The 14,338-nt window shown below is 65.2% G+C and carries 10 protein-coding genes; 6 read left to right on the forward strand and 4 right to left on the reverse strand.

Annotated elements, in window-relative coordinates; all coding sequences use genetic code 11:
• The first annotated feature begins 411 nt into the window (after positions 1-411).
• From KRX52_RS03875 to KRX52_RS03890, 4 genes are all read left to right on the forward strand, one after another.
• The gene (locus KRX52_RS03875; RefSeq protein WP_217679851.1) at positions 412-2,664 is read left to right on the forward strand and encodes an arylsulfatase; all 2,253 of its coding nucleotides are present in this window, start codon (positions 412-414) and stop codon (positions 2,662-2,664) included.
• 169 nt (positions 2,665-2,833) lie between these two features.
• Positions 2,834-5,122: a multiheme c-type cytochrome gene (locus KRX52_RS03880; RefSeq protein WP_217679852.1), complete on the forward strand. Its 2,289-nt coding sequence runs from the start codon at positions 2,834-2,836 to the stop codon at positions 5,120-5,122.
• Positions 5,123-5,241: 119 nt separating this feature from the next.
• Entirely contained in the window at positions 5,242-6,330 is a 1,089-nt protein-coding gene (locus KRX52_RS03885; protein WP_217679853.1) for a hypothetical protein, read from the forward strand.
• 23 nt (positions 6,331-6,353) lie between these two features.
• Positions 6,354-7,385 carry an ABC transporter substrate-binding protein gene (locus KRX52_RS03890; RefSeq protein ID WP_217679854.1) on the forward strand — a complete coding sequence of 344 codons (1,032 nt, stop codon included), beginning with the start codon at positions 6,354-6,356 and terminating at the stop codon, positions 7,383-7,385.
• 34 nt (positions 7,386-7,419) lie between these two features.
• Here the strand turns inward: KRX52_RS03890 and KRX52_RS03895 are convergent, their stop codons facing one another.
• The 3 genes from KRX52_RS03895 to KRX52_RS03905 all read right to left on the reverse strand — a co-directional run bounded on the left by KRX52_RS03895 (position 7,420) and on the right by KRX52_RS03905 (position 12,269).
• The gene (locus KRX52_RS03895; RefSeq protein WP_217679855.1) at positions 7,420-8,835 is read right to left on the reverse strand and encodes a DUF2252 domain-containing protein; all 1,416 of its coding nucleotides are present in this window, start codon (positions 8,833-8,835) and stop codon (positions 7,420-7,422) included.
• Between the two features lie 81 nt (positions 8,836-8,916).
• On the reverse strand, positions 8,917-11,163 hold the full coding sequence (locus KRX52_RS03900) for a patatin-like phospholipase family protein (RefSeq protein WP_217679856.1): 2,247 nt from the start codon (positions 11,161-11,163) through the stop codon (positions 8,917-8,919).
• Between the two features lie 41 nt (positions 11,164-11,204).
• Positions 11,205-12,269, reverse strand: coding sequence for an Lnb N-terminal periplasmic domain-containing protein (locus KRX52_RS03905; protein ID WP_217679857.1), 1,065 nt, complete (start codon positions 12,267-12,269; stop codon positions 11,205-11,207).
• A gap of 373 nt (positions 12,270-12,642) precedes the next feature.
• On the opposite strand from KRX52_RS03905, the gene KRX52_RS03910 reads away from it, so the two are divergent.
• The gene (locus KRX52_RS03910; protein WP_217679858.1) at positions 12,643-13,095 is read left to right on the forward strand and encodes a YMGG-like glycine zipper-containing protein; all 453 of its coding nucleotides are present in this window, start codon (positions 12,643-12,645) and stop codon (positions 13,093-13,095) included.
• 53 nt (positions 13,096-13,148) lie between these two features.
• Here the strand turns inward: KRX52_RS03910 and KRX52_RS03915 are convergent, their stop codons facing one another.
• Positions 13,149-13,661 (reverse strand): hypothetical protein, encoded by a 513-nt coding sequence (locus KRX52_RS03915; RefSeq protein ID WP_217679859.1) that lies wholly within the window; start codon positions 13,659-13,661, stop codon positions 13,149-13,151.
• 171 nt (positions 13,662-13,832) lie between these two features.
• On the opposite strand from KRX52_RS03915, the gene KRX52_RS03920 reads away from it, so the two are divergent.
• Positions 13,833-14,129, forward strand: coding sequence for a DUF1883 domain-containing protein (locus tag KRX52_RS03920; RefSeq protein WP_217679860.1), 297 nt, complete (start codon positions 13,833-13,835; stop codon positions 14,127-14,129).
• The last annotated feature ends 209 nt before the right edge of the window (positions 14,130-14,338 follow it).

The raw sequence follows: 14,338 nt of genomic DNA on the forward strand, positions 1-14,338 counted from the left end.
AATGCAGGGGAAGCCCCCGGCAAATGCTCTTCGGGGGCAGGAAACTGAGTCCAGGGGGATGAAGTAGCCCGATTTTGGCCTGCCGAGCAGGTCTGTCGCGAATGGGGAGGGCTATTTCAGACCTTCCTTAGAGTTGGTGGGGCGTTTGAAATTAAAGTCTAGCCTTAAATAGATTAATGCTGGAAGGTTAGGCGAAGAGAAGCGATGGTTTTTTCAAGTCGTGGCGTAAAATGCCAAGCAAAGTTGACCGTTGCATAGTTGCCTATACTCTCCCCCGCAAAGCTGCGACATATCAAAGGAGTGGTCAGGATGAAGCTGCGTCGAATTGCAGTGTGCGCGGGAATGTTACCCGCCTTTTTTATGCCCTTGGCGCAGGCCCAAGAAGGAGCCGGCGATCTGGATCGCAGCAGCTTGCCGATTGCCGAACCGGGAAGGCCGCTCTACACGGAGCTGGATGCCCGCAACGCCAAGGCGCCTGCGCCGTTCAAGATCGAGGCGCCGGCAGGTGCCCCCAACGTCATCGTCGTGCTGATCGACGACCTCGGTTTCGGCGCGACCAGCACCTTCGGCGGTCCGATCGCCACGCCGACCCTCGATCAGCTGGCCGAGAACGGCCTGCGCTACAACAACTTCCATACCACCGCGCTCTGCTCGCCGACCCGTGCTGCCCTCAAGTCCGGGCGCAACCACCATACGGTGAACATGGGCTTCATCACCGATATGGCCACTGCCTTCCCTGGCTATACCGGGCAGATCCCCAACGCCACCGCGCCGGTGGCCGAGATGCTACGCCTGAACGGCTACAGCACTGCTGCCTTCGGCAAGTGGCATGAAACCGCCGCCTGGGAAACCGGTTTGTCCGGTCCCTATGATCGCTGGCCGACCCAGCAGGGCTTCGACAAGTTCTACGGCTTCCTCGGTGGCGAAACCAACCAGTGGGCACCCTACCTCTACGACGGGGTGACCCCGGTGCGGGTGCCGGAAGATCCCAACTACCACTTCATGACCGACATGACCAACCAGGCCGCGTCGTGGATCAAGTACCAGAAGGCGCTGACGCCGAACAAGCCGTTCTTCGTCTACTTCGCGCCGGGCGCCACCCATGCGCCGCACCATGCGCCCAAGGAGTGGATCGCCAAGTGGAAGGGCAAGTTCGACCAGGGCTGGGACAAGATGCGCGAAGAGACGCTGGCCCGCCAGATCAAGCTGGGCGTGGTGCCTCCGGATACCCAACTGGCAGCCAAGCCCGCGGCCCTCAAGGATTGGGACAAGCTGTCGGCTGACGAGAAGCGCCTGTTCGCCCACCAGGCCGAAGTGTTCGCCGCCTTCCTCGACTACACCGACCACGAGATCGGTCGCATGCTCAAGGCGGTCGACGATGTCGGCCAGGCTGACAACACCATGGTCATCTATATCGCCGGCGACAATGGCGCCAGCGGCGAGGGTGGCGAGAATGGCATGTTCAACGAGTACACCTACTTTAATGGCGTGAAGGAAACTGTCCCCGACATGCTCAAGGTCATGGACAAGTGGGGCGGCCCGGAAACCTATCCGCACATGGCGGCTGGCTGGGCGCTGACTTTCGACGCCCCCTTCGGCTGGATGAAGCAGGTGGCTTCCGACTTCGGCGGTACCCGCAACGGCATGGTGGTGCACTGGCCGAAGGGCATCAAGGCGAAGAACGAGGTGCGTACCCAGTTCAGCCATGTCATCGACGTGGCGCCGACCATCCTCGAAGCCGCCGGCCTGCCTGAGCCCAAGGTGGTCAACGGCACGCCGCAGATCCCGATGGAAGGCACCAGCCTGGTCTACAGCTTCAACGACGGCAAGGCAGCGGAACGCCACACCACCCAGTATTTCGAGATCAGCGGCAACCGCGCCATCTATCACGACGGCTGGTTCGCCCGCACCATCCACCGCGCACCGTGGGAAGGCAAGCCGCGCGCAGCCCTGGCAGACGACGTCTGGGAGCTGTATGACGTGCGTAAGGACTTCAGCCTGGCCAACAACCTGGCCGCCCAGCACCCGGACAAGCTCAAGGAAATGCAGGCGCTGTTCCTCAAGGAAGCCAGCGAGCACCATGCACTGCCGCTGGATGACCGTACCTTCGAGCGCCTGTTGCCGGCCATGGCCGGCCGTCCGGACCTGATGGCGGGTCGTACCTCGCTGACGCTGGCCGGGGGCATGACCGGCATGGCGGAAAACGTATTCATCAACGTGAAGAACCGCTCGAAGACCGTCTCCGCCGAAGTGGAGATTCCGGCGGCAGGCGCCAACGGCACCATCCTGGCCCAGGGCGGGCGCTTCGGTGGCTGGTCGCTGTACGTCAAGGATGGCGTGCCGGCCTACACCTACAACTACCTCGGTCTGCAGCAGTTCTCGGTCGCGGGCAGCAAGCCGCTGCCGGCGGGCAAGGCGACCCTGCGCTTCGAGTTCGCCTATGACGGCGAAGGGCTTGGCAAGGGTGGCCTGGGTACCCTGTACGTCAATGACCAGAAGGTGGGCGAAGGCCGCATCGAACGCACCCAGCCGAGCGGCTTCTCCGCTGACGAAACTGCCGATGTCGGCATCGATCTGGGCACCCCGGTGGTCGAAGCCATCGGTGCCGAGCATCGCTCCGCTTTCACCGGCAAGATCGACAAGGTCACCGTGCAGTTGAAGTGAGCCGCAGGAGCCCGCCCTGCCTGAAAAGGGCGGGTCTCCACGCTTCTCTGGTTCGACGCTCCGGCGTCAGGCAGACTCCACCGCAAGGTGGAGTTTGTTTTTCACCGCATTGACGAGGCCGCGCAGCCGTCGCGGCTTCACCTGCCAGTTCTTGCAATGGATTGTCCGCATGTCCTCGTTCCCCTCCGACCGTCCCTCATCGAAGCCGGCCCGCTGGCTGTGGTTGCTGCTCGGCGCAGTACTGCTGCTGGGCAGCGCCGGCTTCGTCTGGTGGTGGACGCAAGGGCGAGCACCCGAACCGCTCGCCGCCGCGCACTGGGTGGACGAGCAGCAATGCCAGGGCTGTCATGCTGAGGCCTTCAAAAGCTGGCAGGGCTCCCATCATCAGCGGGCCATGCAGCCTGCCAACCCGCAGACGGTGCTGGCCGACTTCAACGCGCCGCCGCTGCAGAACGACGTGGAAACCACCGGCTTCGTGCGCAAGGGCGACGAGTTCTGGGTCAACCTGCCGGGGGCGGATGGCCAGCCCGCCGACTTCAAGGTGGCCTACACCTTCGGAGTGGAGCCCCTGCAGCAGTACCTGGTCGAGCTGGAGGGCGGCCGCCTGCAGGCGCTCGGCGCCGCCTGGGATGTCGAGAAGCAGGCCTGGTTCCACCTGTATCCCAATCAGGGTGTCGACCATCGCGATCCACTGCACTGGAGCGGCGCGCAGCAGAATGCCAACTTCATGTGCATCGAGTGCCACACCACTGGCTTCGAGCGCCGCTTCGACAGCGACAAGAACCAGTTCGCCAGCCACTGGCAGGCACTGGGGGTCGGCTGCCAGAGCTGTCATGGGCCTGCCTCCAACCATCTGGTCTGGACGCGCAAGCCGGAGCGTACCGACCTGCGCAATCATGGCCTGGTGGTCAATCTGCGCGATGGCGGCAATCGCAGCGAAGTGGAAACCTGCGCCCGCTGCCACAGCCGGCGCTCGCCGCTGGGCGACGGCTATCACGCCGAGCGACCGCTGTTCGACGACTACCTGCCGGCCACGCTGAACGCGGGCCTGTACGAGGTCGACGGCAAGATTCAGGACGAGGTGTTCGAGTACGGCTCCTTCACCCAGAGCCGCATGCATGCCGCCGGCGTGCGCTGCTCGGACTGCCACAATGCGCACAGCGGCGACCTGCGCCTGAGCGGCAACGCGGTCTGCACCCAGTGCCACAACCCGGCCGGCAAGGCGGTTCGCGGCGAGATCCGGGCTGGTGGTCTGCTGGCCAAGCAGTACGACTCGCCCGAGCACCATCGCCATCAGCAGGGATCGGCGGGGGCGCAGTGCACCAGTTGCCACATGCCCGGTCGATACTACATGGGCAATGACCTGCGCCACGACCACAGCTTCAGCGTGCCCAACCCCGCCCAGGCTGTGGAGCTTGGGCATGCTGACGCCTGCCTGGGTTGCCATGCCGACAAGGATGCCCGCCAGGTAGCCCAGCAGTTCCAGGACTGGTTCGGCCAGACGGCGCCGCGCGACGGTGGCTATGCCAAGGCCCTGAAGCAGGCGCGTGCCGGGCAGGCCGGGGCGGCGGAGGCCCTGTACGCGCAGCTGGCGCGCACCGACCTGCCGGCTCTGCGCAAGGCGGCGCTGCTGGCCGAGGTGCCGCGCTATCCGGGGCCGGCGGCTGGACAGGTGGTAGCGACCGCGCTGCAGCATCCCGAGGCAGTGGTGCGCCTGGCGGCGATTGAGGTCCTGTCGGTACTGGCTACGCCGGAGCAGCAGGCCCAGGCGCTGGCGCCCCTGCTTGGCGACGGTCGCCACGCGGTTCGCCTGGCCGCGACCTGGCAACTGGCGCAACTGCCGACCGAGCTGCGCCAGGGACTGCCGCGCTGGTCGGCGGCGCTGACCGAGTACGAACAGGCGCAGCGCAGCCAGCTGGACCGTGCCGAAGCGCTGACCAACCTGGCCACGCTCTACCAGCAGACCGGCCGCCCCGAGCAGGTCGAGGCCAGTCTGCGTCTGGCTTTGCAGCGCAACGGCCAGTTCCATCCCGCCCGCCTGCTGCTGGCGCAGTGGCTGGAAGGGCAGGGGCAGCGTAACGAAGCGTTGCAGTTCCTGCAGGACAGCAGCGCGGCCTACCCGCAGGAGGCCAGTCTGCTGCATGCCCTGGGCCTCACGCGGGTGCGTGCCGGCCAGCGCGACACGGCGCTCGAGGCACTGCGCAAGGCGCAGCAACTGGCGCCGGACAACGCCAGCTATGCCTATGTGCTGGCCGTGGCTCTGCACGATGCGGGACAGCAGCAGGCCGCGCAGCAACTGCTGCTGCAGCAACTGGCACGCGATCCGGCCAACCGCGAGGTGCGCATGGCGCTGGCCAGCTACCTGCAGGCGGCGGGCAAGACGCAGGAGGTGGCGCGCCTGCTGAGCGAGCTGCAGCTCATCAATCCGTTCGATCCGTTGCTGCGGGGGAGCCGCTAAGGACTGGCCGGCGGCGGGATGAGTCGCCCCGGGCTTTCTATACTGTGGTGCACCTGCGCGCGGGCGAGCAGGCAGGTGAAGGCATGACGGTCATTCGGACTCGAAGAGGGACTTGCTGGATGAAAGGATGCTCCGTTGCGGCACTCTGCGTGGTGGCGATCTGCACGCTGTTCAGCGGCTGCACGAGCATCGGCCCGGGCACGGTGAGCCGTGACCGCCTGGACTACTCGTCCGCCGTGGGCGATTCGTGGAAGCAGCAGATGCTGCTGAACCTGGTGAAGCTCCGCTACGGGGATGCGCCGGTGTTCCTCGACGTCGGCCAGATCGTCGCCGGCTACTCCTTCCCGCGCAGCTTCGGTGCGGCCGCGGCGGTCAATCAGACTGACGGCACCCCGGTCATCACCAGCTCCGTGGGCCTGACAGCTGGGGCCACCTTCAACGACAGCCCGACCGTCACCTACACGCCCATGAGCGGCGAGCGCTTCGCTCGCTCGCTGATGACGCCGATTCCGCCCTCGGTGATCCTCAACATCATCCAGGCCGGCAACCCGGTGGAGGAGGTGTTCCGCACCTCGGTCCAGTCGGTGAACGGCATCGACAACCGCCGGGTCGGCCGTCTGTTCGTGCGCCGGGCCAACCCCGAGTTCTACGCCCTGCTGCCGAACCTCGAGCGGCTGCAGTCGTCGGGCGACATCGGCATGCGCCTTCAACCCGGTGCAGGTGAGCCGAAGCTGCAGATGATCTTCCGCCCGCGGACCGCCGCCGCCGAGGAAAGCGCGCGGCGCAACGTGGCGCAGCTGCTGGGCCTGGACCCGGAGGCCCGGGAGTATCAGGTCACCTACGGCACCGTCGCCAGCCATGATCGGGAAATCGCCCTGCTGACCCGGTCGATCTACGAGATTCTCGTCGACATCGCCTCGTACATATCGGTACCCGAGGCGCACGTGGCGGAGAAGCGGGTTCGGCCGACCACGGAAGGGGATATCGGACCCGGCGGGGCGATTGCGCCGCTGATCCGGGTGGCGAACTCTGCCGAGCCACCGGCCGACGCCTTCGTGGCCGTGCCGTATCAGGGCTACTGGTTCTTCATCGACAACCGGGACATCCCGTCCAAGCAGATTTTCTCGTCGATCATGTTCCTCTTCACCTTCGTGGAGACCAGAAGCAATGAAGCAGCGCCAATCCTGACGATTCCGACCACGCGCTGACGCGGCCTGAAAGGAGAGCACACATGAGGCACAAGACTACGGTAGTGGTGCTGCTCATCCTGTTGCTGCTGCCAGGTCTGGGAGCGGTCCACGCCAGCCCCCCGTCAGCGCAGCGCAGCCCGCTGCCGATGACCATCGGTTTCCAGTCGAACACCGACTGGCTGCTGCTGGTGGCCAGGGACCTGCATCTGTTCGAGCAGGCTGGCCTGCGCCCGAGCTTCGTCAAGTTCGTCGCCGGACCGCCGATGATTGCCGCTGCCCGGGAGCGGAGCATCGATGTGGCTTCAATCGGCAGCGTGCCCTTCATCAGCGGACTGACCCAGGGTGTCGACTGGGTGGTGGTCGGGATCAACCCGGAGAATGCCTACGGCGAGGGCCTGGTCGCGCGCCGCGGCAGCGGCATCGAAACGGTCGCCGATCTGGCCGGCAAGCGCATAGGCTTCTACCGAGGGTCGACTGCCCACTTCGGGCTGATGATGGCGTTGCGCCAGCTGGGCATCCGCCGCGACCAGGTCGAGCTGCTCGACATGTCGCCCGCCGAGCAGCTGAGCGCGCTGGCCGGCAACCGGATCGACGCCGCCATGGTGTGGGAGCCCTGGATGCAGCGGATGGTGCATGAGACGCAAGGCCGGCTCATCGTCACCGAGGGTGCGATGGGCATCTACGCTTCGGTGTCGGTCTATGCTGCCCGCAGCGAATGGCTCAGCAACAACCGGGAAGCGGCGGTGCGCTTTCTGCGCGCGCTGCTGATGGCCAGCGAAGTCATGCAGAAAGCCCCCGAAGTCGGAATCAGGGCTCTGGCCCGGGAGATGAGCATCAAGGAGGAGTGGGCCGAGGCGATCTACGAAAACTCCCCGCCGCCCGACCTGTCCCTGTGGGTGGACCCCCGCTACCGGTATTCGCTGGTCAAGGGCGCGGAGTTCCATCGCCGCCTCGGCTATCTGGTGACCTTCCTGCTCGAGGAGGAAGTCATCAGCGAGGAAGTGGATGTGCGCAACATCCTCGATGTGTCGGTGATCGCCGAGGCCTTGAAGGCGCCGGAAGCCGGCCGCTGAGGCCTCGGTCGACGCGGTTGGTCGTGGCGAAGCACTACTCCTCCTCGATGAGGGCCTCCAACCGCCCAGCGTTCACGGCCTCCACCAGGGCCGCGTGGTCCTTTTCCGTCTGATCGGCATAGGCGAGGGCAAAGTCGCCCAGTGCCTCGTCGAAGGCATCCGACTTGCCCAGATAGCCACTGATGGTCGCGGCATCCCCGGACTTGGCGTGGGCGCGGGCCAGGACCAGGCCACAGATCCCGGCGTAGCGTTTGAGTGTTGTGGCGGAAACGCCCTCCATGGGGACGGCCATCTTCATGTCGCGCAATTGGCGCACGAAAAAGTCCCGTCCCTGCCGGCCCCGCACCCAGCCCAGGAAGATATCGCTGGAGGACTGCATCAGCCGTTGCCCCATCACCACGCGCTGGCCCTGGTTTTCATAGTGGCTTTTACCGGCATAGGGCTCGAGGACCGAGCGACAGGATTCCTTGAACTGGAGGATCAGCGGATGGTTTTCTTCAGAGAAAAACAGCCCGATGAAACAGCGGGTGCCGACGCTGCCGATACCGACCACTTTCAGGGCGGCATCCACCAGGTGATAGCGGTCCAGCAGCACGCGGCGCTCATCGGACAGCGTTGCACGATAGGCCTCCAGCCCCTCGCGAATCTTGTCCATGAAATCGGGTTCGGCCACGTGGTACAGGATCGGCGGCTGATCGACTATGCGCGGGAGCCCGGCAACCTGGGTGGCCAGCTTGGGGAACACGCTTTCGCCCACCCGCTCGCGGGCTCTGTCGGCGAGTTGCTGGCGTATCTTTCGGGCCTTTTCATCGGGGGCCGTCTCGAGCAGGGTTTCGATATCCAGGCGCGAGTACCAGACCTCAAGCGGGTTCATCTTCGAGTATTCGCGCAGGTTTTCCCGATAGGCGCGCACACACGCCACTGCGCCGTCCCGTGACTCGCTATCGGATAGCCGGTTATCGCGACCGGCGACGACAAAACTGGCGGCCAGCCGCTTGATGTCCCATTCCCAGGGGGCGGGGAGGGTTTCGTCGAAGTCGTTCAGATCGAAAACCAGGTTGCGCTCCGGGGTGGCGAACATGCCGAAATTCATCAGGTGGCAGTCGCCACAGGCCTGCACCCGGATGCCGGTGTCGGGCGTGGTAGCGAGATCGTAGGCCATGAGCGCCGCCGAGCCGCGCAAGAAGGCGAACGGACTGCGTAGCATGCGCCCGTAGCGGATCGGCACCAGTTCCTGCACCCGATCCTCGTTGGATTTTTCCAGGATGGCGATGGGGTCGCGGTGCTTGGCCGGTGGCGTCCAGGCGGCGTGGCTGGTGCGCGGCACCTTGTCGCGCAGCAGCCGTCCGGCGGCTATCCGCTCGTCACGGGAGCGGAATACCGGGGCGGCCTCGGCTTCCTTGGCGGCTTTGGTCTTGGTCTTGCTGGTGGTTTTCTTCCCGGTGGCCATGCTGTTCACCTGCTGGATTGCTGTCGCACAGTTGCCGCGCTGTAAGTGTCGTCAGCTGGATGTCGTGTCTGCCGTCAGAAGCTAAAACGGTCTGCCCAGATAGAAATAAAAGCTGCTGTTGCCGTCTTCCGCTCGCCCGTAGCCAAAATAAACCGGGCCGAGCGGGCTGTCTGCGGCGATGAAGATACTGGCTGACCTGAGCCAGTCCTCCGAGTTGCCCGGCACCAGCGGCTTGCCGATCTGGCTGGCCTCGAGGGAAAAGCCGCTGTAGGCGCCCTCGAAGATGCTGCCTTCCAGGATGCGGTGGTAGTACATCAGCCGGCCGAACTTGAGTTCCTCGCCCGCCAACTGGCCGGTGGAGTAGCCGGAGCCGGTCAGGAATCCGCCCCACTGGAACTGGTCATAGCGCGGCAGGGAGTTGCTGCCGATGTTGTCGCCGACCTTCATCGCCAGGCTCAGGGTGTGGTTACCGAACGAGTACGCCGCGTTGGCATCGCCGTCCCACTTGGTGTAGTCGTCATCCGCGCCGAGCGTGTCGGTCGAGTCGAATACGTTCAGCCCGGCGCGCCAGCCCGAGCGAGGGAAGTGCACGCTGTCGAGCTGGTCGAGCTTCAGGACGGCCCGGAATGCCCCCTGCGCGATGCGCGACTCGCCCGGCGATAGAATTTCCGGGCCAGTGTCCAGTCGCGGCTTGAGCTGGCCGCCTTCCATGCCAATGCGCAGTTCGCCATAGCGGTTGAAGTGGCTGCCCACGTCCACGCCGGCGAGCATGGAGGTCATCTCGTAGCTCGCCACGCGGTCGTCGTCCCGGTACAGGTCTGCCGTGCGCCGTTCGATGAGGGCGTGGGGGGCGACGAAGAAGCGGCTGTCGGCGCTGAACGGCTGGTAGAGTTCGGTGTACAGGCCGCTGGTGTGGCCGAGCTGCACGTCGGTGCGCCACTCGGCGCCGCGGTCGTTGAGCCAGGTCTTGCGATAGCTGCCGAGGATGTTGAAGAAGGCGTCGCCGCTGAAGTCGCTGGACAGGCCCAGGCCGAAGCGCAGGTAGTTCGGCCCCCAGGTTTTCTCCACGGCATCCACGGCGAGGATCCGTTTGCCTGGCTCCTCGATGAAGCGATAGTTCACGTGCTCGAAGTCGTCGGTGCCGTAGAGGCGGCGCATGTCGCGGTCGAGGGTCGTCTGGTCGATCAGCTCGCCAGCCTTGGTGGCCATGGCCGCCTGCGCGGTCTTCGGGTTGACGCGTTTGAGGTTCACGAAGCGGATCTCGTCGACCGGGCGCAGGTCGGGCTCGATGGCAACCAGCTGGCGCTGCCGCAGCGCGGCGTATTCAGCGGGCGGGATGGATAGCTGGGCGAGTCGATCCCCGACCTTGCGCGCTGCCGCTTCGCCGATGGGGGCAATCTGCTCCAGATGGTCGAAATCCCCGGTCGAGAAGTCGCCTAGATCCGGGGAGATCAGCACGTCGGAGGGCGTCAGCGTCGCCAGCGAGGCCTGCACGTTCTGCTCGGTCAGGATGCTGAGCATCTGCCCGGATACGCCGAAGATCCCGGTCAACTGCTCTCGTTTCAGCAGCGGTGTTCCGACGTTGACCGCGATGATGATGTCGGCGCCCATCTCGTTGCGGGTGGTCTGGACCGGCAGGTTGCTGGTGAGCATGCCGTCGACCAGGATCATGCCGCCGAACTCTGCCGGCGCCACCGCGCCGGGTACCGACATGCTGGCGCGCATGACGTTGGCCAGTTCGCCCTCGCTGAACACCACGGCCTTGCCGGTGACCAGGTCGGTGGCCACGGCGCGATAGGGAATCGGCAGCTTGTCGAACTGGTAGTGGCCCTTGGCCTTGCTGAGTCGGCGCAGCACGGTCTCGAGCTGCACCCCGGTCACGATGCCCTTGCCGAACTTCACCTCGCCATTGTCCAGGCCGACCTCGGGAGTGAACAGAATCCCGTAATCGTCCTCCTTGCGGCGCATGGCGCGCTCCTGGCGCGGGGGGGCCTCCTTGAACAGCAGTTCGGTCGAGATACCCTTGAGGATCGTCTCCATTTCCGCGACGGAAGTGCCCGTCGCGTAGGAGGCGCCGACCAGCGCGCCCATACTGGTGCCGGCGATGCAGTCGATCGGTACGCGGTACTCCTCGAGCACCTTGATCACGCCGACATGCGCGGCGCCCCGCGCCCCGCCGCCGGAGAGGACCAGGCAGATCTTCGGGCGCTTTGGGCTACCCTCCGCGCGGGATGGCTCGACGGTCGGGGCCGGCACGGCCATGGCCGGCGGCATGCTGGCCATCGCCAGCCATAAGGCTGCAAGGACGATCCGATAACGACATTGCATCCCCATTTCTCCCTGTTTGCGCTGGTCCTGAGTGGAGCCGTTCACGGCTTTGTATCGAGGTCGTCGCTCGCTACGCCGGCCGGCGACGGGGCAGTCTCCTCGCGGATGCGCCTGGAAAAGTCCGCTGCGCGATCCGCGGCTTGCGCCCGGGCGTTGACGTGGACCCGCTGCTGCAGCTCGGCGAATTGCAGGCCGCGGGTGTCCAGGCGCCCTTGCTCGTAGAGGAATTCCGGCAGGTAGCCACTGGCCAGGATCTTCCAGTCGAAGGGCAGGTGGTTGGCGTTGACGCGGGTATTCATCCAGATGGCGGTGGTGCAGTTGGTGGTCAGGGTGTTGTAGAACTCCGGGCGCTCGTGCAGCGCATTGATGCGCTTCATGTACTCGAGGAACAGGCGCCGGCCGTTGTCGAGGTCGCCCTGCAGCCGGTAGACATAGACGTCCTCCGGCGGGTCGCGTCGATAGTTGGTGCGCAGGCGGATCACGTCGCGCTCGTCGGCCACCACGTAGTACAGCTCGTACTGGCGGAAGAAGCCCTTGAGGGTGGAATAGCCTTCGCCCTTTTCCTTGCGCGTCTCGATAGACACTGCCAGGTGATCGCTGGCGCCGAAGTCGAAGCTGAGGAAGATGTGCGCGATGGCGGGGCCCATCCAGTACACGGCGACCAGATCCACCCCTTGCAGCTTGCGCAGGTCGAAACGCTTGTCGTACCAGGCGGGCGTGTAGTCGGTTTCGCTGCGGTACTCGAAGTTGCGGATGTTGTGCACCGTGATCAGGTCGCCTTCGATGCTGGCATGCGGCAGCTCGGCGACGTCCGCCAGCCAGTCGCGCTGGTTGGAGGGCTTGATGCCGCTCCACCAGACGCCCAGCACGACGAGCACGACGAGATAGCTGCCCAGGGTGCGCCCGCGCCAGCGGCGCGAGACCAGGGCTATCAACGTCGCCAGCGAGGCGAGGCCGAAGGCGGCAGCCAGGCCGTTGCGCAGTGTTTCGTCGTGGGGCCCCGAAAACAGGATGGCCAGCACGCCCCAGCCCCCGACGGCAACAATTAGCAAGCCGAGCAGCACCAGGCCGACGATGGTTACGCTGCGGGTCCGAGCTTTTCTCATGAACGGCCTCCGCCGTGATGGTAGGTGCATCATCCGCTGCTGGTGGTCTGTGCGGTTCCGGGGGGAATGCGCTGGCGTGCGCGCATGAATCGAAATGGACTAATCGAACCCACAGGACAGGCCGCTACTGACTATTGGAAGTCTGGCGGGTTTATGTGGCATGTCCAATCGCGGAGTGCTGTTTGCGTGCCTGCAGGCAGAGCGGCGGCCTCGGGGACACGATCGAAGGCAAGGCGAGCGGCGCAAATCGTCGTTCCCGTCCACAGCGGCGAGAAGATTCGCCTGAGCAAGTCGGGTTCCAAACGCCTGGACTATGCTTTCCCGATTGGGAGTTGGTCTCGCCAAACCCGCTACAACCGGAGTGGTGCCCGCCATGAAAACATTCTTCGCCCCCTGCATCGCCGCGCTCTGCTCGATGGTGTGCCTGTCCGCCATGGCCGAGACGGTGACACCACTCCAGGGGCAATCGCCCGAGACGATCCAGCAGGACATCAGCGCCTGTCAGGCCCAGGCTGGCAGCACGAGCAGCAGCACGACGAGCCCGCAGGCCGGCGGACGTGCCCGTGGCGCCGTTGCCGGCGCGGCGGCAGGTGCGGCTGCTGCTGAGGTTCGTGGTCGTCAGCACGAGGAGGTGTATGATCGCGTCGACGAGGACGTCCAGCAGGAGTATCGGCAGAATCAGGCCAAGGAGACGGCAGCGGCAGGGGCGGTAGTCGGCGGCTCCCGACAGCGTCAGGAGCGCCGCAGTACTCGGCAGAGCAGTGCGGCCTCTTCTTCTGCCTATACCAGTTGCATGCAGCAGCGCGGGTATCAGGTCACGCCCTGAGCCGAGATACCTGCGATGCGCCCTTGCGGGTTAGCGGGCCGGTCCAGGCGCAATCACGGTAGCACGGCCAATTGCTCGACCCAGACCAGTTCGCAGGCGCCATTGCCGGTGTCTTCCCGGCTCAGGGAGCTGACCCAGCGGAAGCCGTCATCGCCGTCGACGCGCACCAGTTGGCCGGATAGGCGGATGCGCGCGCCTTTCTGCAAGCTGTCCAGCATGGCGGCTACTGCAGCGCTGGCCGGGATCATGTGCATGTTGGTGCTGTGTCTCTCGATTTCCCGTCGCGGAATTGGCAACTCGTCGGCCCGCCAGTAGTACCAGCGGTTGCTCTGGCGGATCTCGATCTGCCGGGATATGCCCGGGTCGGCCATTGGACCCCAGCCCAGCGCCAGATCGGTGGGCGAGACCTGTGCGCCGCGGTCGAAGCGGTAGTCCTCGCGGCCCAGCACCATGGCCTCCTCAAGCTGGAAGGGCTGCAGTGCCTGCAAGCGATGGTTGCCGACCCGCAGCTGGCCGCCGGCCAGGTCGCCGATCACCTTGGGCGTTTGTGGCGACGGAGTCAGCACGATCCACGCCAGCCACAGGCCGGCCAGCCATACGTTCAGTTTGAAAAGGCGCTGCAGGTTCGTGGCTCGCGGTCGGCGTGGAAGAAGAGGCCGAGTTTAACCGCAGCAGCGGAGCTAGAGCTGCGGCTTCGTGCTATGTTCCGCGCCTTGCAACGTGCTCTGGAATCACCGATGAAATTCATTCACCAACGCGAGCAGCTCAACGAGGGCGACCTGATCGTCATCGAGAGCTCGCAACCCTGCAACATCCGCCTGATGAACGACTCCAACTTCCGCTCCTTCAAGAACGGCGCCCGGCACAACTACATCGGTGGTCACTTCGACCGCTTCCCGGCGAGGATCAATGTGCCGAGCAGCGGCTTCTGGAACATCACCCTCGACACCGTCACCCGCCGCCCGATCAGCGTGACGCGCAAGCCGAAGCTGGAGTATTCGATCAAGATCGTGCGGCGCTCGGGCTCGAAGTAGCGGTGTGATGCCAGGTATGCCTGAGGGCTTCCCCGGTTAGATACCAGCGGTTGCGCCCAGTCTGCTTGGCCTTCTGCACTTGCGCGCCCAGATGTGTCTAGCGAGCAGATTGCGCTCCCAAACTCCACTGCGGCGAACTGGCGGGCCCCGGCGTTGCCGGGGTTCCCACCGTGTTCCTTCTTCAGTGTAGGGACTGTTCCGTGGTCGTC

The organism is Geopseudomonas aromaticivorans (assembly GCF_019097855.1).
In the GTDB taxonomy this organism is placed as follows: Bacteria; Pseudomonadota; Gammaproteobacteria; order Pseudomonadales; family Pseudomonadaceae; genus Geopseudomonas; species Geopseudomonas aromaticivorans.